General features: G+C 73.1%; 20 protein-coding genes. 11 read left to right on the forward strand and 9 right to left on the reverse strand.

The features are described from left to right. Positions 1-5: 5 nt before the first annotated feature. The 4 genes from HNR68_RS27415 to HNR68_RS12125 form a co-directional block, all read right to left on the reverse strand. Positions 6-344: a glycoside hydrolase domain-containing protein gene (locus HNR68_RS27415; RefSeq protein ID WP_343050085.1), complete on the reverse strand. Its 339-nt coding sequence runs from the start codon at positions 342-344 to the stop codon at positions 6-8. A gap of 139 nt (positions 345-483) precedes the next feature. Continuing rightward, entirely contained in the window at positions 484-771 is a 288-nt protein-coding gene (locus tag HNR68_RS26785; RefSeq protein ID WP_246330437.1) for a hypothetical protein, read from the reverse strand. A gap of 33 nt (positions 772-804) precedes the next feature. Beyond that, entirely contained in the window at positions 805-2,550 is a 1,746-nt protein-coding gene (locus tag HNR68_RS12120; protein WP_179720505.1) for a GGDEF domain-containing protein, read from the reverse strand. A 202-nt stretch (positions 2,551-2,752) separates the two neighbouring features. Next, on the reverse strand, positions 2,753-3,955 hold the full coding sequence (locus HNR68_RS12125) for a lycopene cyclase family protein (RefSeq protein WP_179720507.1): 1,203 nt from the start codon (positions 3,953-3,955) through the stop codon (positions 2,753-2,755). 124 nt (positions 3,956-4,079) lie between these two features. On the opposite strand from HNR68_RS12125, the gene HNR68_RS12130 reads away from it, so the two are divergent. The 4 genes from HNR68_RS12130 to HNR68_RS12145 all read left to right on the forward strand — a co-directional run bounded on the left by HNR68_RS12130 (position 4,080) and on the right by HNR68_RS12145 (position 8,734). Next, the gene (locus tag HNR68_RS12130; RefSeq protein ID WP_179720509.1) at positions 4,080-5,648 is read left to right on the forward strand and encodes a deoxyguanosinetriphosphate triphosphohydrolase family protein; all 1,569 of its coding nucleotides are present in this window, start codon (positions 4,080-4,082) and stop codon (positions 5,646-5,648) included. 215 nt (positions 5,649-5,863) lie between these two features. Next, the gene (locus HNR68_RS12135) at positions 5,864-7,492 is read left to right on the forward strand and encodes an ABC-F family ATP-binding cassette domain-containing protein (RefSeq protein ID WP_179720511.1); all 1,629 of its coding nucleotides are present in this window, start codon (positions 5,864-5,866) and stop codon (positions 7,490-7,492) included. 188 nt (positions 7,493-7,680) lie between these two features. Next, entirely contained in the window at positions 7,681-7,890 is a 210-nt protein-coding gene (locus tag HNR68_RS12140) for a helix-turn-helix domain-containing protein (protein WP_010310662.1), read from the forward strand. Positions 7,891-7,927: 37 nt separating this feature from the next. Next, a complete protein-coding gene (locus HNR68_RS12145; protein ID WP_343050086.1) occupies positions 7,928-8,734 on the forward strand; it encodes an enoyl-CoA hydratase/isomerase family protein in 807 nt (268 codons plus the stop codon). A gap of 7 nt (positions 8,735-8,741) precedes the next feature. Here the strand turns inward: HNR68_RS12145 and HNR68_RS12150 are convergent, their stop codons facing one another. Beyond that, a complete protein-coding gene (locus HNR68_RS12150; RefSeq protein ID WP_179720515.1) occupies positions 8,742-9,476 on the reverse strand; it encodes an SIS domain-containing protein in 735 nt (244 codons plus the stop codon). Between the two features lie 137 nt (positions 9,477-9,613). On the opposite strand from HNR68_RS12150, the gene HNR68_RS12155 reads away from it, so the two are divergent. Both HNR68_RS12155 and HNR68_RS12160 read left to right on the forward strand, forming a co-directional pair. Beyond that, positions 9,614-10,240 carry a TetR/AcrR family transcriptional regulator gene (locus HNR68_RS12155; RefSeq protein WP_179720517.1) on the forward strand — a complete coding sequence of 209 codons (627 nt, stop codon included), beginning with the start codon at positions 9,614-9,616 and terminating at the stop codon, positions 10,238-10,240. Positions 10,241-10,352: 112 nt separating this feature from the next. After that, positions 10,353-11,060, forward strand: a complete 708-nt coding sequence (locus HNR68_RS12160; RefSeq protein ID WP_179720519.1) for an Imm1 family immunity protein — start codon at positions 10,353-10,355, stop codon at positions 11,058-11,060. 16 nt (positions 11,061-11,076) lie between these two features. Here the strand turns inward: HNR68_RS12160 and HNR68_RS12165 are convergent, their stop codons facing one another. After that, the gene (locus tag HNR68_RS12165) at positions 11,077-11,904 is read right to left on the reverse strand and encodes a M55 family metallopeptidase (protein ID WP_179720521.1); all 828 of its coding nucleotides are present in this window, start codon (positions 11,902-11,904) and stop codon (positions 11,077-11,079) included. Between the two features lie 240 nt (positions 11,905-12,144). Between HNR68_RS12165 and HNR68_RS12170 the strand changes: the two genes are divergently transcribed. From HNR68_RS12170 to HNR68_RS12185, 4 genes are read left to right on the forward strand one after another with little or no spacing between them, the layout of a single operon-like run. After that, positions 12,145-13,941 carry an ABC transporter substrate-binding protein gene (locus HNR68_RS12170; RefSeq protein ID WP_179720523.1) on the forward strand — a complete coding sequence of 599 codons (1,797 nt, stop codon included), beginning with the start codon at positions 12,145-12,147 and terminating at the stop codon, positions 13,939-13,941. Positions 13,942-13,944: 3 nt separating this feature from the next. Beyond that, positions 13,945-14,982, forward strand: coding sequence for an ABC transporter permease (locus tag HNR68_RS12175; protein ID WP_179720525.1), 1,038 nt, complete (start codon positions 13,945-13,947; stop codon positions 14,980-14,982). Beyond that, complete coding sequence (locus HNR68_RS12180) at positions 14,979-15,875, forward strand: ABC transporter permease (RefSeq protein WP_179720527.1); 897 nt, start codon at positions 14,979-14,981, stop codon at positions 15,873-15,875. The genes HNR68_RS12175 and HNR68_RS12180 overlap by 4 nt, the downstream gene beginning before the upstream one ends. Continuing rightward, positions 15,872-17,485 carry a dipeptide ABC transporter ATP-binding protein gene (locus HNR68_RS12185; protein WP_179720529.1) on the forward strand — a complete coding sequence of 538 codons (1,614 nt, stop codon included), beginning with the start codon at positions 15,872-15,874 and terminating at the stop codon, positions 17,483-17,485. The genes HNR68_RS12180 and HNR68_RS12185 overlap by 4 nt, the downstream gene beginning before the upstream one ends. Positions 17,486-17,494: 9 nt before the next feature. Here HNR68_RS12185 and HNR68_RS12190 read toward each other — a convergent pair whose 3' ends face one another. Next, positions 17,495-18,124: a nucleoside/nucleotide kinase family protein gene (locus HNR68_RS12190; RefSeq protein ID WP_179720531.1), complete on the reverse strand. Its 630-nt coding sequence runs from the start codon at positions 18,122-18,124 to the stop codon at positions 17,495-17,497. A 10-nt stretch (positions 18,125-18,134) separates the two neighbouring features. After that, positions 18,135-18,995, reverse strand: a complete 861-nt coding sequence (locus tag HNR68_RS12195; RefSeq protein WP_246330438.1) for an alpha/beta fold hydrolase — start codon at positions 18,993-18,995, stop codon at positions 18,135-18,137. A gap of 80 nt (positions 18,996-19,075) precedes the next feature. Between HNR68_RS12195 and HNR68_RS12200 the strand changes: the two genes are divergently transcribed. Continuing rightward, positions 19,076-19,645, forward strand: coding sequence for a CGNR zinc finger domain-containing protein (locus HNR68_RS12200; RefSeq protein WP_179720533.1), 570 nt, complete (start codon positions 19,076-19,078; stop codon positions 19,643-19,645). Between the two features lie 8 nt (positions 19,646-19,653). Here HNR68_RS12200 and HNR68_RS12205 read toward each other — a convergent pair whose 3' ends face one another. Continuing rightward, positions 19,654-20,598 (reverse strand): S66 peptidase family protein, encoded by a 945-nt coding sequence (locus HNR68_RS12205; protein WP_179724959.1) that lies wholly within the window; start codon positions 20,596-20,598, stop codon positions 19,654-19,656. Positions 20,599-20,737: the final 139 nt, after the last annotated feature.

The raw sequence follows: 20,737 nt of genomic DNA on the forward strand, positions 1-20,737 counted from the left end.
TCGTGCTACCGGCCGTCGACGTCGGTGGCGGTCGACGGTTGCAGCAGCACGTGGTACAGCGAGGTGGGGAAGACCGCCGTGTCGTCGGGAGTTCCGCCGCGCACCTCGATCCGTCCGAGTTCGCGGCGCCACCGGTCCTGGGTCTGCGCGCGGACCTGGTCGAAGTCGCGAGAGCCCTCGACGGCCAGGTTCGCGTCCGCGCCCGCGGCGTCCACGTAGGACACCGAGGTGGTCGTGGTGACCTGGTCGTGGTCGAAGGTCAGCCACGCGCCGCGCAGGCCTGCACCGCCGGAGACCGCGTTGCGCACCCAGCACCGCACCGTGTGGTCGTCGACCGCCTCCACCCCGGTGGCCGTGACCGGGTTGCGCTCGTTGGCCTGCCCGACGTTGACGAAGACGTGCGCGGGCCGTCGTGGAACGTGGAGCGCTCGACGCCGATGCGCGTGTCGGCCGTGGCCTCCACGTCGATGCCGCCGTAGTCGGTCAGGTGGGTCCGGTAGTGGCCGCGTCACCGACCTCGCCGTCGTGGGTGTGGGCGGCGGCGTACTGGTCCTGGTCGAAGGTCGACGGCGCGGTGGTGTCGAAGTCGTGGTCCGGGCCGGCGCCGATGCTGCCCGTGGTGGGCAGGGTCGAGACCAGTCCGCCCTGCTGCCCGTCACGAGCAGCGCTGCGGTGGTCGTGAGCCGAGGGACCACCAGTCCTCCCAGTTTGACGACGTTGTCGGACGTCGTTCGACTTCCAGCCCAGGCTGAGCGCCGTGGGCCGCGGCAATGGTTCGTGCGAGCGAACCGGCCGGCGGCGGGCTCAGGACCTGGGCGGACGCTCCTGGTCGGGGGTGGGCGAGGTGGCGCCGGGCTGCTCGCCGCGCAGCACCTCGACGCGGTCCGTGCCGGGGCGGGACATGACCCAGCTGGACCCGGTCAGCCACTTGGCGTGCTTCTTCAGCGGGGCGAGCCGGCTGGACGCCTCGTCGTAGCTCGCGACCGTGCTCGGCGTGCACACCAGGGTCGCCAGCGACAGGCTCACCGCCATCCCGCCCGCGGAGCGCTCCGGGGCGAGCACCTGCTCCGCCAGCGGCACCAGGTCGTCCAGGTCGGCCACCAGCAGGAAGTCGTCCCCACCGACGTGTCCCACCTGCACCGAGCTGAGCGACGCGGCGGCATCGGTCAGGCTCCGGCCGACGGCGCGGATCAGGTCGTCGCCCGCGGAGAAGCCGACCGTGTCGTTGACGGACTTGAACCCGTCGATGTCCAGCCAGCTCACCGCGAAGACCTCGCCCGCGGCGACGCGGCGGGTGACGTCCCGGGCGATCGCGTCGCTGCCCGGCAGCCGGGTCAGCGGGTTCAGCGCCGCGGCCTCCTCGACCTTCAGCTCCGCCATGCCGCGGATCAGGTCACCCGCGCGCACCGCACCCAGGCACCGGCCCGACTCGTCCACCACGATCGCGTCGTCGTACATCCGGTTCTGCTCGGCGCCGGTCACCAGGCCCAGCGCCTCCATCGCCGTGGTCGCCGTGGTCACCACCCGCGGCTCGTCGGCCAGCCGGGACGCCGGGCGCTTGGCGTGCAGCGCGTGCCCGTACGGGCCGGTCACCGCGAGCAGGAACCGGTTGCGGTCGATGGTCCACTGCGGGCGGTTGTCCTCGTCGACCAGCACCACGCCGCTGATCTCCGGGTGGTCGGCCAGCACCTCGCGCACCTTGTCCGCGGTGACGTCGGTGGGCAGCATCGTGGCCGGCGACAGGAACTCGGTCACCCGCGGCCCGCTGGCCAGCGAGCTCACCGGCGGGCCGTGCGGGTCGGTGATCTCCGCCGCCACCCCGGGCACGCTGCTGGCGGTCGGCGGCCGCCGCGCCGCCGGGGCCAGCAGGTTGCCCTGCACCAGGCGGACCCCGTTGCGGCGCAGGGTGGTCAGCTGGCGCTCGTTCTCCACGCCCTCGGCGACCAGCTGGCTGTCGGTGGCCTCGCACAGGTGCCGCACCGACTCGACCAGCGCGACCCGGCCCGGGCTGCCCGGCAGCTGCTGCACGACCGCGCGGTCCAGCTTGACCGCGGCCGGGCCGATGTCGGCGATCAACGACAGCGGCACGTCACCCTCGCCGACACCGTCCAGCGCGATGCCGAACCCGTCGTCGCGCAGCTGGTCCACCCCGGCCAGCAGGGCGTCGACGTCCAGCCGGGCGAACGGCGGACCGATCTCCAGCGTCACCTCCTGCTCGCGGCGGCCGATCTCGCGCAGCCGCTCGCGCACCAGGTCCAAGCGCTGCAGGTCGTGGGTGACGGTGCCGCCGAAGACGTTCAGGTGCAGCGGCAGCAGGGATTCGTGCTCGGCGGCGGCGCTCAGCGCCGAGGTGGCCAGTGCCACGTCCAGCTCGGTCAGCCGTCGCTGCCGGGCGGCTTCCCGGAAGAGCTCCTGGACGTGCTTCCCGCGCGGCCGGGCCAGCACCTCGATCGCGACGATGGCCCCGGTCTTGACGTTGATCAACGGCTGGAACGCGAAGCGCACCTCGTCGACCAGCGCTTGCACGGAGTCGATGCTGCCCGGCCTCATGGTGCCCCATAGACGGTGTTCACGATGCGTTCACCGGCATCTCAGCCCCTCCTCACGGCGGAGGACCGCCTCCCCGCCGACCAACTTAGCGTGCTTGACCAGCGGCGAACACGGGCTGGCACCGGTGGGTGGCGGTTGACACAACCGCCCGCAGCGCCACAGGCACGGCGCGTGCGTGGACGCCGGAGGGGCGGGCGCGCGGCTAGCCGCCGCCGAGGCCGTGCCGGGCCAGCGGGTGGCCGACGGACAGACCGCCCAGCACCAGCCGCCGCCGGATCCGCCACGGCGCGCCCGCGAACAGCGCGGACATCGCCGCTGCGGTGCCCGCCGGGTCGTCGTCGGCGGCCAGGAACGCGGCGCGGTGCTCGGCGTCCAGCCGGAAGAACAGCTCGAAGAACTCCGGGACCTGCTCGGGCGGCATCGACAGCAGCGCCCGCAGCGCCCGGTGCCGCAGCAGGTGCCCGCTCACCGCGCGCGGCGGCCACAGGATCGACCACCCGGCGCGGGCCGCGGCGGCCGGTCCGGAGGGCAGCGCGGCGCTGATCGCCGCCGCCAACCACGGGGCGCGCTGCAGCGACGCGGCGATGTTGAACCCGCTCGCCGGGTGCACGAAACCGGCGGCCGCGCCGAACGGGACCACCCGCCCCGGGCGGGGGAGCGGGTCGTCCACCGGGAACCGCACGCGCTCCTCGGAGATCCGTTCCTGCTCGCCCACCCCGGCTTCGGCGAGGCGGCCGGCCAGCCGCCGGCGCAGCAGGGCCAGCGGCAGCGCCGGGCGGCGGGCCAGCGAGGTCTCCTCCAGCAGCACCTGGTCGGCGCCGACGGGCACCGCGTAGAGGAACGTCGGCCACCCGCCGCGGGTCTGCGGGGCGGGGCGCCAGTCCATGAACACGCCCGTGCCGGGGCGGCAGGACGGCTCGGCGGCAGCGGCGCTGACCACCCAGCCGACCGCGCTCTGCTGCGCCGAGGTGTGCGCCGGGCGCCCGCCGGAGAGCGCCCGGGCCGCGCCGCTCGCGTCGACCACGACCGCCGCGGCGATGCGCCGACCGTCCTTGAGCACCACCGTCGACCCGGTGGGCCCGTGCTCGGCGGTCTGCGCGCGCCCGGTGACCTCCACGACGTCGTGGCGCCAGAGGTGCTTCCACAGCGCGGTGTTGTCCAGCACGGCGTACTGCCGGGCCCACTCGTGCCGGTGCGTGCCGTGCAGGAGCATCCGGTCGGCCACCGCGGCCACGGCGGCGTCGCGCACGGCCGCGGGCAGCTCGTCGCTCCAGCTGCCGTAGGTGTGCGGCCAGACGCGGCGCGGCGCCGGGTCGACCAGCACGACCTCCAGACCGGTGTCGCTGCAGGCCGCGGCCGCGGCCCGTCCCGCCGGGCCGCCGCCGACCACCACGACATCTGCCACGGGGAAATCAGATCACGCCGACCCCCCACCTCGCCGCCAGGGTCGCCGAGCGGGGTGGGCGTGTGGCCGAGATCGCCGCGGTCCGCACGGCCGGCGCACGAGGGCGATCGTCTAACGTGTGGTCATGGAGGACGCGCAGCTTCGGGCCGGTCGGCGGAGCGGCCGCACCGGCCCCCACCGAGCCCCGGGTGACCTGGCCGCCAGCCCGTTCCGGGCGGACCGGGACCGGGTGTCCAGCTCGGCGTTCTTCGCCCGGTTGGGCGGGGTCACCCAGGTCGTGAGCCCCAGCGGCTCGGGGCTGCTGCTGCACAACCGGTTGACGCACAGCCTCAAGGTCGCCCAGGTCGCGCGCGCCATCGCCGAACGGCTGGTGGCCGATCCCACCGACCTGGCCAAGCTGGACCGGCTGGGCGGCTGCGACCTGGACGTGGTGGAGGCCGCCGGGCTCGGCCACGACCTCGGCCACCCGCCGTTCGGGCACCTCGGCGAGGGCGTGCTGGACCGGCTGGCCCGGCAGCGGTTCGCGCTGCCCGACGGATTCGAGGGCAACGCGCAGAGCTACCGGGTGGTGACCCGCATCGACGTGCGCGGCGCCGACTGCGACGGCCTGGACCTCACCGCCGCCGTGCGCGCGGCGCTGCTGAAGTACCCGTGGACCCGGCTGTCGGCGCCGCAGCCGCACCCGCGGACGCTGCCGGAACCGCCGCGCGGCGCCTCCGAGCCGGAGGAGGCGCCCGGCACCGGGTCGGCGAAGTTCTCCTGCTACAGCACCGAGCTGGACGACATGGTCGACGCGCGCTCGCCGTTCCAGGGGCGGCTCGCGGACTGGCAGCAGACCGTCGAGGCGTCGATCATGGACACCGCCGACGACATCGCCTACGCCATCCACGACCTGGAGGACTTCCACCGCGTCGGGGTCCTGCAGCACACCAGCGTCTCGCACGAGCTGACCGAGTGGCTCGGGCACGCGGTGGAGTTCGCCGGCCGCTCCGACGTCGAGCTGGCCGGGGACGGGTTGCGCCCGGGCTGCTCGCTGGAGCGGCTGCGCCGCCGCCTGCACGCCAAGGACTCCTGGATCGCCGACGACGAGGCGTTCGTCAGCGCGGTCAAGAAGGTCCTCGCGAACCTCGTCACCAAGCTGCTGGAAGTGCCCTTCGACCGCTCGCAGCAGGCCGAGCAGGCGGTCGCCGCGTTCTCCGGCGAGTGGACCCAGCGGCTGGTGGAGGGCGTGCAGGTCCTCGAACAGCCCCCCACGCGGTCCGGCCACGTCACGCTGGCCGTCGAGCAGTGGCACGAGGTGCAGGTGCTCAAGTTCGTGCACCGCCGGTTCGTGCTGCAGCGCCCGGACCTGGCGCTGCACCAGCGCGGCCAGGACCGGCTGCTGAGCAAGCTGGTGGAGGCGCTGGACAACTGGCTGATCGACCGCAGCGAGGCCGCCCGGCTGCCGCGCCGGCTGCGCGACCTGTTCGACCGGGCCCGCGCCGAGTTCGCCTTGCTGCACCGCGACGCCCCGGAGGTGCTGGTGCCGCCGGGGGAGCCGGTGGAGGTCGACACCGCGCACCTGGAGCGGATGGCGCGCGGCCGGGCGGTCATCGACTTCGTGGCCTCGCTCACCGACGACCAGGCCGCGGCGCTGCTGGAGGCCCTCTCGGGGCGCACCACGCAGCTGTGGAACGACACCTTCGTGCTGTGAGCAGCCGGTGCGGTGCGGGAAGTGCGATCGACACCGCCCGGTACACTGACCGGGTGGTCACCAAGCGCTTCGTGGTTCGCGTTCCCCGCGCCACCCCGTCGCTGATCCGGCCGGTCACCAGTTAGCGACCGGACCGTTCAGCCTCCCCGCCCACCGCGGTCGTTCCCGGTGGGCGCGTCCGTGGAACCGCTCGACCACCACTCTCGGAGCTTCCCTTGATCTCTGCCACCGGCCTGGAGCTGCGCGCCGGTTCGCGCATCCTGCTCTCGGACGCCACCCTGCGCGTCCAGCCCGGCGACCGGATCGGCCTGGTCGGCCGCAACGGCGCGGGCAAGACGACCACCCTGCGGGTGCTGGCGGGGGAGGGCGAGCCCTACGCCGGTGACCTGTCCCGCCGGGGCGAGCTCGGCTACCTGCCGCAGGACCCGCGCGAGGGCGACCTCACCGTCACGGCCAAGGACCGGGTGCTCTCCGCGCGCGGCCTGGACCAGCTGCTGCGCGACATGGAGAAGACCCAGACGGCGATGGCCGAGCTGGCCGACGAGCGTGAGCGGGACAAGGCGATCGCCCGCTACGGCCGGCTGGAGGAGCGCTTCGCCGCGCGCGGTGGCTACGCCGCCGAGAGCGAGGCCGGGCGGATCTGCAGCAACCTCGGCCTGCCCGACCGGGTGCTGGACCAGCCGCTGCGCACCCTCTCCGGCGGTCAGCGGCGCCGCGTCGAGCTGGCCCGGATCTTGTTCGCCGCGTCCGAGGCCGGGCCTGGTGGCCGTTCGGCCAGCACGCTGCTGCTCGACGAGCCGACCAACCACCTCGACGCCGACTCGATCAGCTGGCTGCGCGACTTCCTCAAGAACCACGACGGCGGGCTGGTGGTGATCAGCCACGACGTGGACCTGCTGGCCGCGGTGGTCAACAAGGTGTGGTTCCTGGACGCGATCCGCGGCGAGGTCGACGTCTACAACATGGACTGGGCCCGCTACCTGGACGCCCGCGCGGCCGACGAGAAGCGCCGCCGCCGCGAGCGCGCCAACGCCGAGAAGAAGGCGTCCGCGCTGCTGGCGCAGGCCGACAAGATGCGGGCCAAGGCCACCAAGGCGGTCGCCGCGCAGAACATGGCCCGCCGCGCCGAGAAGCTGCTGGCCGAGGTGGAGACCGAGCAGGCCCAGGAGAAGGTCGCCAAGATCCGCTTCCCGCAACCGGCCGCCTGCGGGCGCACCCCGCTGACCGCCGAGGGGCTGTCGAAGTCCTACGGCTCGCTGGAGATCTTCAGCGGGGTCGACCTGGCCGTGGACCGCGGCTCACGCGTGGTCGTGCTGGGCCTCAACGGTGCCGGCAAGACCACCCTGCTGCGCCTGCTGGGCGGTCTGGAGAAGGCCGACTCCGGCGAGGTCGTCGCAGGTCACGGGCTGCGCATCGGCTACTTCGCGCAGGAGCACGAAACGCTGGACCACGACGCCACGGTCTGGGAGAACATCCGCAGCGCCGCCCCGGACGCGCCGGAGCAGCAGCTGCGCACCCTGCTGGGCGCGTTCCTGTTCCAGGGCGAGCAGCTGCAGCAGCCGGCCGGGACCCTCTCGGGCGGCGAGAAGACGCGGCTGGCGCTGGCCGGGCTGGTCTCCAGCGCGGCCAACGTGCTGCTGCTGGACGAGCCGACCAACAACCTCGACCCGGCCAGCCGCGAGCAGGTGCTCAACGCGCTGCGCACCTACGAGGGCGCGGTCGTGCTGGTCACCCACGATCCCGGCGCTGTGCAGGCGCTCGAACCGGAAAGGGTGATCCTCCTCCCGGACGGTACCGAGGACCACTGGTCGGACGATTACCTGGATCTCGTCCAGCTGGCTTAGCAACCGCCGTCCGTCCCGCGTGCACTACTACGGATGGATTAGTGCATTCCGGTGATCGACGGGTGGTCGTCTCGGCCGTTGGCCGATCTTTTTTCCATGATCGCCTGGCGTTCCCGCTTATCCTGTTCGATCATTGCGCTGACAGGGGTCGCGAGGCCCGACCTGCTCAGAGGGAAGGCGGGGACACCGTGGCTGAGCTGAAGAAGGGTGCGCGCATCACAGGGAGCGCGCGCGACAAGCTTGCCAGTGACCTAAGGAAGAAGTACGAGAAGGGGGCGAGCATCCGCGCTCTGGCGGAGGCGACCGGCCGGTCGTACGGCTTCGTGCACCGGGTGCTGAGCGAATCTGGTGTTCAGCTGCGCGGTCGTGGGGGCGCGACGCGTTCGAAGAAGAAGTGAGCTCGGCGGCCACCAGCCGCCTCAGATGGAGGTCCGCTTGGCGGAATCGATGGTGGACGCCGACCTGCTGGTCCGTGGCGGTGTGGGGCTCACGGTCCGAGGTCGGCGGGCCACGATCACGCTGAACCGCCCGGACACGCTCAACGCGCAGACTCCGCACACCTGGTACGCGCTCCGGGAGATCGGTCAACGCCTGGGCGCGGAGGTCCAGGTCGTGGTGCTGCGCGGCGCCGGCCGGGCGTTCTCGGCCGGGTTGGACCGGCGGCTGTTCACCGCCGCCGACGTCGACGGGGCACCGGGCCTGGTGTCGATGGCCCAGCGCCCCACCGAACAGGCCGATGCAGAGATCGCGAGCTTCCAGCAGGGCTTCAGCTGGTTGCGCGAACCGGACAGGGTGACCATCGCGGCGGTGCGGGGGCACGCGATCGGCGCCGGGTTCCAGCTGGCGTTGGCGTGCGACCTCAGGGTGGCCGCCGCCGACGCCAGCTTCCGCATGCCCGAGGCCGGGTCGGGCCTGGTGCCCGACCTGGGCGGCACGCTGCCCCTGGTCAAGACCGTCGGCTACGCCCGCGCGGTCGAGCTGTGCCTGACCGGGCGCGAGGTCCGCGCGGACGAGGCGCTGCAGGTCGGGCTGGTCAACGCGGTCGTCGAACCGGACCAGCTGGACGCGGCCGTCGACGAACTGGCCGAGGCCGTCGAGCGTCCGCCGCTGGGTGCGGTGCGCGAGACGCTGGCGCTGCTGGCCCAGGCGGACGAGGCCGTCGACCCGGAGCAGCAGCTGGCCGCCGAGCGCGCCGCGCAGCTGCGCTGCCTTGCCGACCGGCTCGTGCCGCCGCCGCGCTGACGCGGTTCTACAGCAACCCGGGGACGCGCTGGCCGTAGTGCTCGAGGTTGGCCGCGTTGGCCTCGTCGCCGCCGACGGTGTTCGAGCTGCGCCACAGCGGCAGCTCGAGCCCCTCGGTCTCGGCCAGGTCGAACAGCTCGACCAGCAGCGTGTTCCACAGGAACGCGTTGGCCAGCGAGGACAGCGGGGCCGTGACCGGCGCGGTGGGCGGGTAGCTGGCGTCGCCGCCCGGCACCAGGGTGTCCAGCACGATGTCGGCCTCCTCGGCCAGCGTGGTCCCGGCGCGCTTGGGGGCGTCGGCGCTGGCCGCCGGCGAGGTGATCGCGATGACCGAGGAGCCCGCCGCGCGGGCGGTGCGGGCCAGCTCCACCGGGTAGGGGTTGACGCCCGAGTTGGAGAACACCACCAGCACGTCCACCCCGCCGCGGAAGCCCGCGTCGGTGAGCACCTCCTCGGCCAGCCCGCTGCGCCGCTCGGTGCGGGTGCTGGGCACCGCGCCGTGCAGCGGCAGCAGGTCCGGGTGGTAGAGGGGGCGCACCGCGGCGAGCCCGCCCGCCCGGTAGAACGACTCCATCACCCCGGCCAGCGAGTGGCCCGCTCCCGCGGTGCACACCAGGCCGTCCGCGCGGATCGAGGCGAGCAGCCGCTCGGCGGCGGTGCGCAGTCCGCCGGCGTTGTGCACGCCGATCTTCCGCAGGTGTTCCAGCGTGTGCTCGGCGTGGCCGGGCGCGGTCTCCGACATCTCGGTGGCTCCTGGGGGCGATCGGACGCGACTCGAGGTCTATACCAATGTCGCGACACGACGGTCAAGGTCCTGCTCCACCACTGGCGTGGTTCCCGGGTAGGCTGTTGATCAGCGAACCAAGATCGAGGGGATGCATGCCGCAACGAGGCAACCGCAGAGAACTGCTGGCCGACGCCGCCATCGAGGTGTTGGCGCGCGAGGGAGGTCGTGGGCTCACCCACCGGGCCATCGATCGGGAGGCCGGGGTCCCGGAGGGCACCACGAAGAACTACTTCCCGACGCGCAGCGCGTTGTTCCTGGCCGTCGCGCGCTACCTGGCCGCCCAGCACACCGAGGCGCTGGACGCGCTGTGCAACGACATCCCCCCTGACCTCAGCTCCGAGGACATCACCGCGCTGTACGCGGCGATGCTGCGCCGGATGGCCACCAGCGCGCGGTCGCAGTTCCTGGCGCTGTTCGAACTCCACCTCGAAGCCGTCCGCAACCCGGACGTGCGCGCCGCGCTGAGCGCGATCACCGAAGCCAACGTCGACACCGCGGTGCAGCTGCACAGCGCGGTCGGGCGGCGGATCAGCAGGCGCGGGGCCGGGCTGCTGGACGCCGGCATGCTCGGCGTGGCGATGTCGATGCTGAGCCTGCCCGAGGAGCTGGTCTCCGAGCTCGGTCTGGACGACGCCGACGGGCTGGCCAGGGCGCTGTTAGCGCTCGGGGCGCCGCGCGGCGGGCCTGCGATCGGGGTGCTGCGGGACGCCGCCGGCTGACCCCGGTGGCGCTTCGGGGCCGTGCACTGACGCGCGGTAGCCTGCTGGGGAACGAGATCTGGGCAGGGGCGTCCTGGGGGTCGCCCACGATCGAAGTGGATGCAGGGAACGCATGTCAGCACAAGTCGAGCCCGGTCCGGTCGAACCACCCGCGGTGGTGTTCGCCCGTCTCGCCGACGTGCCGGTGGAGGCCCTGGACAAGCTGATCGAAGCGACCCAGGAGGTCTACAACGACCTCAACAAGGTGCACGGCCACCCGTACTGGGGGGACCTGGTCTTCCACCAGGGTGCGGCGATGAAGGCGCTGAAGGAGGCGCGCACCTGCCTGGAGGGCCTGCGCTCCGAGGCCATCGGGGCCCGCAACACCGAACTGGGGGTCACCGTCACCACCGCGGTGGTCGGCGGTGAGCGCTTCTACGCGCAGACCGAGGACAGCAAGGCCGAACTGGTGGAGAAGGTGCTGCGCCCGCCGCAGCCGGGGGCCAGCCACCTCTACGTCTGGGACCGGCCGCACCAGGACCCCGAGGCGCCCGGGCCCTACGTGCAGGTGCGGATCGTGACCGACACCGAGAACGAGGTCGGGGTCCTCAACTTCACCGAGGAGTCCGAGGACGGCGAGATGACGTCCTGGCACACCCTCAACCCGGAGCCCTCGCCGGAGGCCCCGGCCCTGCCGTTCGACGCCGGGAGCACGCTGAAGTTCCCGCGCAACGCGGTGCTGCCGTTCCGGGACCTCCGCGCCGCCCTCGACGAATTCACCCGAAGCGGGCAGCGGCCGGAGGCCGTGCAGTGGCAGCCCGCCCGCTGGGGCGACATCTGACGGGGCGACGTCCGGCTCAGCCGTAGATGCCCTGCACCGCCCGGCCGGCGATGGTCGTGACGACCTTGAACGCCTTCATCGCCTCGGTCATGTTCGGCGCGTCGAAGCCGACCCGGCGCACGTCCACCTGCTCCACGGTCGGGACCACCGCCGCGGCGGCGGCCAGGTGCGCGGCGTCGAACTCCACCTCGATGCGGTGCGGGCGCACGTCGCCCGTGGTGCGCCCGGCCAGGCGCAGGCTCTCGGCCGCAGAGGTGCGGATGTCGGCCGCGGTGCGGGCCGGTGGGCGGCAGACGGCGGCGTAGCGGCTGACGCACTCCTTGACCACGACGGTGCGCGCCGAGGGCGCGTACTCGGCGGCTTCGGCGCAGGCCCGGTCGTCGCCGGTCACCAGCAGGACGGGCACCCCGTGCTCGGCGGCCAGCGCCGCGTTCAGCCCGCCCTCGCCCGCCGGTCGGCCGTCCAGCCACACGCCGGTCACGGAGTTCTCCAGGTAGGTGTGCGACAGCACGCCCTCCTCGCCCGCGCGCGCGTGGTAGCCGAGGAACACCACGCCGTCCACATCGGACTCGATGCCCTGCATCATGGACAGCGGCTTGTGCCGGCCGGTCAGCAGCACCGCCCGCTCGTCGAGGTCCTCCAGCAGCAGGTTGCGCTGCGAGGAGTGCGCCTCGTTGACCAGCACACCGGTCGCCCCGGCGGCGCACAGGCCCTCCACGCAGGCGTTGACGTCGCCGGTGAACAGCCTCCGGAAGCGCTGCCACTGCTCGGTCCCGGGCACCACGTCATCGGTCCAGGTGACACCGGTGACGCCTTCCATGTCAGCTGAGATCAAGATCCGCACGGGGACCAATCTAGGGCAGGACCGCCGTCCCGTCCCGCGCATCCGCACGACGGCGCGGCGCTCCCGTCGGTGCCGCCCGAGCGGCGGTCCCACCAGGCCTTCGAGGGGTGTTTCGCCGTTCGGGTAACGGTTTCGTTCCACTGCGTAGCGCTCGGCGATGAAGACTTCTCGTCAAGCATTGACGAAGTGCGTCGAGAGGTGGTTCCTTCTTCTCACTCGCCGCGAAGGAGGGGGTCACAAGTGGGCAGACGACTCGTCGCGCTCTGGGCCGTGCTGCTGGTCGGGTTGCTGGCGCCGGTGCCCGCGTCGGCGCAGGAGGACGGCGCGCGCCCGCCGCAGGGCGCCACGCTCCGGATCGGGTTGCAGCAGCAGATCGACTCGCTGAACCCCTTCTTGGGTTACACGCTCGCCGCCACCGACATCTTCCGGTCGATCTACCCGACGCTGACCACCTACCGCGCCGAGGACTTCGCGGTGGAGCCGGAGCTGGCCGAGAGCTGGGAGACCTCGCCGGACAAGCTCACCTGGACCTTCCACATCCGGCGTGGCGTGACGTGGTCCGACGGCCAGCCGGTGACGGCCCGCGACGCGGCCTACACCTTCAACCGGATGATGACCGACCCGGCCGCCGCCACCGCCAACGGCAACTTCGTGGAGAACTTCGAGACCGTCACGGCGCCGGACGACCACACACTGGTGATCCGCACCAAGTCGCCGCAGGCGACGATGCTGGCCATCGACGCGCCGATCGTGCCCGAGCACGTGTGGTCGAAGGTCACCGACGTCGCCAGCTTCGCCAACGACCAGATGCCGGTGGTCGGCAGCGGGCCGTTCGTGCTCACCGACTACCGCCCGGAGCAGGACGTCACGCTCACCGCCAACCCGGACTTCTGGCGCGGTCCGCCGAAGGTCGCGCAGCTGCAGTTCATCCAGTTCAAGAACAGCGACGCCGCGGTGCAGGCGCTGCGCAAGGGCGACGTCGACGTGGTGCAGAAGCTGACCCCGGCCCAGTTCGACGCGCTGGCGGGTGAAGCCGACGTCCAGCAGGTCAAGGGCCAGGGGCGGCGCTTCTACGAGCTCATCCTCAACCCGGGGGCGACCAACAGCGAGAACGAGCCGATCGGCACCGGCCACCCGGCGCTGAAGGACGTGCGGGTGCGGCAGGCCATCGACCACGCCATCGACCGGCAGACGCTGGTCGACCGGGTGATGGGCGGCTACGCGCAGGTCGGCGGCGGCTACCTGCCGCCCATCTTCAGCGACTACCACTGGACCCCGCCGCAGCCGCGCGCCTTCGACCTGGCCCTGGCCAACCGGTTGCTCGACGAGGCGGGCTACCCGCGCGGGGAGGACGGCATCCGGCACACCCCGCAGGGGGAACCGCTCACCTTCGACTTCGTGCTCCACGGCAGCCGCTCGGAGGACACCCAGGTCGGTGAGTTCGTCAAGCGGTGGCTGGCCGACGTCGGCATCGCCGTGGAACTGCAGCCGGTGTCGGACAACCAGCTCAACGACCGCACCACCGCCGGTGACTTCGACATGGTGATCAGCGGTTGGTCGGCCAACCCCGACCCGGACTACGTGCTGCGGCTGCAGACCTGCGCCGCCCGCCCCAGCCCCAGCGGCGGCGGCAACGTCGACTCGTTCCTGTGCGACCCGCAGTACGACGACCTGTACGCCCGGCAGCTCGGCGAGTTCGACAAGGCCAAGCGGGTCGAGCTGGTCAAGCAGGCGCAGGCGCGGTTCTACGAGCAGGCCACCGGCTTGGTCCTCTTCTACCAGAACTCGCTGGAGGCCTACCGCACCGACCGCTACTCCGGCTTCACCGTGCAGCCGGCGAACGACGGCGTCATCGTTGCGCAGCAAGGGTATTGGGGCTACTACGGCGCGCAGCCCACGGACGAGGCCGTCAACGGGGCCTCGGCCACCGACTACAGCACCGTGGCCTGGGTGCTCGGCGGGGTCGTGGTGCTCGTCGGCGTCGTGGTGGCGCTGGTGATCGTCCGCCGACGGGCGACCGCCGACACCAGGGAGTGAACCGTGTCCGACCTGCTCGCTTCCGTCCCGGACCAGGCGCCGCCCCGCGGCGGCCGCGGCCGGTTCGCCCGCTTCCTGGCCGGCAAGGTCGGCGGCGGCGTGGTGAGCCTGTTCCTGGTCGCGGTGCTGGGGTTCTTCCTGTTCCGTGTGATCCCGGGCGACCCGGTGCGCACCATGACCCGCGGAGCTCCGGTGAGCGAGCAGCAGGTCCAGGCGCTGCGCGAGCGGTTCGGCCTGGACCAGCCGCTGTGGAAGCAGTTCCTGGACTTCCTGGGCGACCTGCTGCGCGGTGACCTCGGCACCTCCTACACCTACAGCCGCCCGGTCGGGGAGCTCATCGTCGAGCGGATCGGCCCCACCGTGCTGCTGGTGGGCACCGCGACCGTGCTGGCCGTGCTGCTGGGGCTGTGGATGGGGTCCCGCGCGGCGTGGCGGCACGGGGGCGCGTTCGACAAGACCGCGACCTCGGTGGCGCTGACGCTGTGGTCGGTGCCGACGTTCTGGCTCGGGCTGATCGTGCTCATGGCCTTCGGCGTCGGGGTCGGCGTGATCCCGGGGCTGTTCCCGGTCGGCGGGATCTCCTCCCCGGACACCCCGCCGGGCTTCCTGCCGCAGCTGCTCGACGTGGCGCACCACCTGGTGCTGCCCGCGCTGACCATGGTGGCGGTGATCTACGCCGAGTACCTGATGGTGATGCGGTCGTCGCTGCTGGAGGAGATGGGCGAGGACTACCTGACCACGGCCCGCGCCAAGGGCCTGCGCGAGGACCTGGTGCGCCGCCGCCACGCGGTGCCCAACGCGATGCTGCCGACCGTCACGCTGATCTTCCTCCGGCTGGGGTTGGTGGTCGGCGGGGCGATCACCGTGGAGACGGTGTTCTCCTGGCCCGGGCTGGGGCTGCTCACCTTCGAGGCGCTGCGGGTGCCCGACCTGCCGCTGCTGCAGGGGATCTTCATCGTGCTGGCGGGGAGCGTGGTGGTGATGAACGTGCTGGCCGAGCTGCTCTACCGGGTGCTGGACCCGAGGGTGCGGGAATCATGACAGCCACCGCGAACGAGGTCGTCCGGGCCCGCCGCCGGGCCCGGGCGGCGGAGGCGTGGCGCGTGTTCCGCGCCGACCGGGCCGGGCTGTTCGGGCTCGTGGTGCTGGTCCTGGCCGCGGTGCTGGCCCTGCTGGCGCCGGTGCTCACCGACCCCGCCGGGCTGGACGTCACGCGGGCGACGGGGCAGCCGCTGCAGCCGCCCAGCAGCGACTACTGGCTCGGCACCGACGAGTCCGGTCGCTCCGTGCTGCTGCTGACCTGGTGGGGCGCTCGGGTGTCGCTGGTGGTCGGGCTGGCCGCGGCGCTGCTGTCGGTGCTGATCGGCGCCCTGGTCGGCGTGCTCGCGGCGCACTTCGGCGGCTGGACCTCGCGGATCCTGCTGCGCTTCACCGACTTCTTCCTGGTGCTGCCGTCCATGGTGCTGGCCATCGCGCTGTCCACGGTGCTCGAACGCGGGCTGTGGACGATCGTGCTGGCGATCGGGGTGACGGCCTGGCCGCCCACCGCGCGCATGGTGCGCGCGCAGACGCTGACCATCGAGACCCGGCCGTACATCGAGCGGGCGCGGGCGCTCGGCGCGGGCCACGGCCACGTCATCGGCAAGCACGTGCTGCCCGCGGTGGTGCCGCTGGTGTTCGCCAACACCACGCTGACCGTGGCCAGCTCGATCATCACCGAGTCCACGCTGTCGTTCCTCGGGCTCGGTGACCCCAGCCTGGTGTCCTGGGGCTCGATGCTGAAGGCGGCGATGGACACCGGCGCGGTCACCGGCGGCGCCTGGTGGTACCTGCTCCCGCCGGGGCTGGGGATCGTGGTGGTGGTGCTCGCCTTCACCCTGTGCGGGCGGGCGTTGGAGACGGTGTTCAACCCGAGGCTCCGGGGGCAGCGGTGAGTCCGATCCTGGAACTGCGCGACGTGTCGGTGACCTACCCGGGCGCGGACGAGCCCGCCGTGCGCGGGGTGAGCCTGAGCCTCGGCGAGGGCGAGACGCTCGGGCTGGCCGGGGAGTCCGGCTGCGGCAAGACCACCCTGGCGATGTCGGTGCTGCGGTTGCTGCCGCGCTCGGCGCGCATCGAGGGGCAGGTCCTGCTCGACGGCGAGGACGTGCGCGAGATGACCTTCGGGCGGCTGCGCGCGGTGCGCTGGGCGGACGCGTCGGTGGTGTTCCAGGGGGCGATGCACGCGCTGAACCCGGTGCGCACCATCGGCGAGCAGATCGCCGAGCCGATCAAGCTGCACGGCCGCGCGGACGGCGACCTGCGGGCGCGGGTCGCGGACCTGCTGGCCCAGGTGGAGCTGCCCGCCGAGCGGGCCGACGCCTACCCGCACGAGCTCTCCGGCGGGCAGAAGCAGCGGGTCATGATCGCGATGGCGCTGGCCTGCGAGCCGCGGCTGGTGATCGCCGACGAACCCACCACCGCGCTGGACGTCGTGGTGCAGGCGCAGGTCCTCGACCTGATGCGCCGGCTGGTGGCCGAGCGCGGCATCGCGCTGGTGATGATCAGCCACGACCTGTCCGTGCTGTCGGCCAGCTGCGAGCGCCTGGTGGTGATGCACCGCGGGCGCGTGGTGGAGGACGGCCCGGCGCGGCAGGTGATGACCGACCCGCAGCACGAGCACAGCAAGGCGCTGGCCGACGCGTTCCCCACCGTCGGCGACCCGGCGTTCCGGCTCACCGAGAGCGCGTCCCGGGGGCGCGAACTGCTGGTCGCCGAGGACGTGGCGGTCGACTTCACCGGGCGCTCCGGGCAGGTGGTGCACGCGGTGCGCGGGGTGGACCTCTCGGTCGAGGAGCAGGAGATCGTCGCGCTGGTCGGGCAGTCCGGTTCGGGCAAGACCACGCTCGCGCGCACCCTGCTCGGGCTGCAACAGCCGACCAGGGGAGCGGTCCGCTACGACGGCGTGCCGCTGCCGACCAGCACCGCGGGCCTGCGGGACTACCGCAGGCAGGTGCAGCTGGTGCTGCAGGACCCGACCGGGGCGCTCAACCCGCGGCACACCGTCTACGAGGCGGTCGCGGAGGGGCTGCGCATCCACGGCATCACCGACGACGAGCCCGGGCGGGTGGCGGCCGCGCTGGAAGCGGCGGAGCTGCGCCCCGCGGAGAAGTTCTTCGGCCGGCTGCCGCGAGAGCTCTCCGGCGGCCAGCGGCAGCGCGTGGTCATCGCCGGTGCGCTGGTGCTCGAACCGAAGGTGCTCATCGCGGACGAGCCGGTGGCCTCGCTGGACGCGACCGTGCGCGGCGAGGTCCTGGCGCTGCTGCTGCGGCTGCGGGTGGAGCGCGGCCTGTCGACGCTGGTCATCACCCACGACCTCGGGCTGGCGTGGAACATCGCCGACCGGGTGGCGGTGATGTACCACGGCGAGCTGGTGGAGGTCGGCTCGGTGGAGCAGGTCCTGCTCGACCCGCAGCACGACTACACCAAGACGCTGCTGGCCGCCGTGCCCTCCGTCGAGCGCCGCGCGGTGGGGACGTCGGACCAGGCCGAGACGACGGGCTGAGGCGCGGCGTCAGTCCAGGCTGTCCACCACGGCGGGGCGGCCCGGGCGGTCGACGCGGACCACGTGGTCGGCGAGGTGGAGCGGGGAGACCTCGTCGGCGTAGCGCTGGAAGGCCGGCAGCGTCCAGCGCTCCGCCTCCGGGGTGAGCCGGTGCAGCGCCGCCTCGGGCAGCCAGAGGTGCACGGTGAGGTCGAAGGGCAGTCCCGCGCCCAGCAGCAGCGGACCGTCCACGATGGCCACTCCGCGCGGCGGCAGCGGGACGCCGGGCAGCCGCGGGGAGCGGTCCGCTTCGGCGTCCCAGAGGGCGGGCAGCACCTCGCCGGACCCGCCGTCGGCCAGCGGGTCCAGGACTTCGCGGGTGAGACCGCCCAGGTCGAACCAGCCCTCGTAGTAGGAGTCCGGGTCGCGGCGGCCGTGCTCCAGGCGCAGCGAGGCCGGGCGCAGGTAGTCGGCCGTGCGGACGCGGACCGTCTCGCGGCCGCGGGTGCGCAGCGGGTCCACCAGCGAGTCGGCGAGGTCACCGGTGCCGGCCGCCGGGGCGCCGTCCACCGCGACCCGCGCCCAGCGGCCCGGGAGCGCGTCGATGCGGTCGACCAGTTCCGCCACCAGCCGCTCCGGTGTCACGGGTCGGACTCGCACGTGTCCCCTCTCAACCGCGCGATGACGCCAGGAACCCTCGCAGGTGCGCCAGGACCTGCTCGGGGCGCTCCTCGGGCAGGAAGTGCCCGCAGTCGGCGATCTCGGCGCAGGTGACGTCCTCGGCGTAGGCGTCCCAGATCTCGCGCATCGGCAGCCGCGCGGGCAGGCCCGCCGACCCCCACAGCACGAGGGCCGGCATGGTCAGCTTGCGGCCCGCCTCGGCGTCGGCGTCGTCGTGCTCGCTGTCGAGCGGGAACGCCGCGCGGTAGTCGTCGAACCCCGCGCGCAGCGCCCCCGGTGCGGAGAACGCGCGCACGTACTCGTCGATCGCCTCGGGTTCCAGGCCGTGCCGGTTCACCGTCCAGCGCTCGAAGAAGTGGCCGAGGTAGCCGGCGACGTCGTTGCCCGCCAAGCGTTCTGGCAGGTCCGGCTGCAGGTGGAACAGCCAGTGCCAGTACGCCGAGCCCATGGTGGTGTCCATCCGCCGCCACATCTCCCGAGTGGGCACGATGTCCAGCAGCGCCACCCGCTCGACCTGGTCCGGCCGGTCCAGGCCCCAGCGGTGCGCCACCCGCGCTCCCCGGTCGTGGCCGACCACGCTGACCGACTCGAAGCCCAGCGACGCCACCAGCTCGGACACGTCGCTGGCCATCGTCCGCTTGTCGTAGCCGTCGCGCGGCTTGTCGGTGCGGCCGTAGCCGCGCAGGTCCGGCGCGATCACGGTGTGCGTGCGGGCCAGCTCCGGGATCACCTTGCGCCAGCAGTGGCTGGTCTGCGGCCAGCCGTGCAGCAGCACCAGCCCGGGGCCGCTGCCCGCTGTCGTGTAGTGCATGCGCAACCCGTTGACCTGGGCGACTCCCTGGGACGGCATCGGCCCGCTCCGTTCCTTTCTAACTGTCTAAGGAGGTTAGAGACTAGGATGGTAGGTCGAGAGCCGCGGGAAGGGCAAGGATGAGCGACTGGGTGCGCGACGGCGGTCGGCTCTGCCTCGACCTGGTCAACACGCTGCGCGATCGCTACGGCGGCGGCCGCGAGCTGCTGGTGTCGCCGGACCTGCTGGCGGACTGGCTGCGGGAGGTCGGGCTCCTCGCGGACGGCCGGCCCTCGGACGCGCACCTGGCCAGCGCGGTGGCGCTGCGGGAGGCGATCGACCGGGCGGTGCTGGCCCGCGCGGACCGCGCGATCCCCGCCGGGCCCGACGTGGAGCTGATCAACGCAGCGGCCCGGGGTGAGAACCGCGAAGCGCTCCAGCTGCGCGTGGGCCGGGACGGGTCCGTCGCGGCGGTGCGCCCGCAACCGCGCGATCCGGTGCGGGCGGCGCTGGCGGCGGTGGCCGTCGACGCGATCGAACTGCTGGCCACCGAGCCGTTCCCGCGCGTGGCGGTCTGCGCGTTCCACCGCTGCGGGCTCCGCTTCCTGGACACCTCGCCGGCCCGCAACCGGCAGTGGTGCTCCATGGCCCGCTGCGGCAACCGGGCCAAGGCCCGCCAGCACTACGCCCGGCGCAGGGCCGGGGCCTGAGCGGCGGCTCAGAGCAGGGCCGGTTGCAGGACGGACAGCCGCTGGGCATCGGTGTCCAGTTCGGCGGCCACGCCGAGCGGGATGGTGCGCTGCGCGGTGCAGTGCCCGAAGCCGAGCTCCCACAGGACCGGCACGCCCAGACCGCCCAGCAGGTCCGACATCACCGCGCGCACCTCCTCCAGCGGCCCGCACTCGGTCCACGACCCGAGCGCGATGCCCACGGCGTGGTCGAACCAGCCCGCGCGCAGCAGCTGGGTGACGAACCGGTCCAGCTGGTACGGGGACTCGGTGACGTCCTCCAGCAGCGCGATGCCGCGTTCCGGCGGGGTCGGTGCGTCGGGCGCGCCGAGCGAGGCCGCCACGATGCTCAGGTTGCCGCCGTAGGTGGTGCCCCGGGCGCGGCCGCGCACCAGGGCGTCCGCGGAGGACCGGGTCAGGATGGTGACCGACTCGGGCTGGAACAGGGTGCGGCGCAGGTGCTCCCGCGCCGCCGGGTCCTGCACGAACGCCTCCGTGGCGACCATCGGGCCGAACACCGTGACCAGGCCGAGTTGGGTGGCGACGGCCTCGTGCAGGGCGGTGATGTCGCTGGAGCCGACGAAGACCTTCGGTCCGGCCGCGGCCATCTCGCCCCAGTCCAGGTGGTCCAGGACCCGCATGCTGCCGTACCCGCCGCGCGCGCAGAACACCGCGGTCACGTCCGGGTCGCACCAGGCCTCCTGCAGGTCGGCGGCCCGCTCGGCGTCGGTGCCGGCCAGGTAGCCCAGTCGCGGGTGGCGGTCGCGGACGTGCTTGCCGACGCGCACGTCCAGGCCCCACGCCCGCAGGTGGGCCAGTCCGGCGTCGAGCAGGTCCTCGGGCACCGGGCCGGCCGGGGCGACCAGCGCCACCGTGTCACCGCTGCGCAACCGCGGCGGGCGACGTAGTTCGCGCATGCTCATCGGCAGCTCCATCCCGCGATCGGCGATCACCGTTGCGAGACTATCGGCACCGGACCGGTCGCGCCTCAGTTCGCCAACGGCGAACATCGCCGAAACCGGTGGTCGGCGGGCAGGTCCTGCGGGTAGACCGGCACTGCGGGTGCCGGTGACG

The organism is Saccharopolyspora hordei (assembly GCF_013410345.1).
GTDB lineage: Bacteria > Actinomycetota > Actinomycetes > Mycobacteriales > Pseudonocardiaceae > Saccharopolyspora > Saccharopolyspora hordei.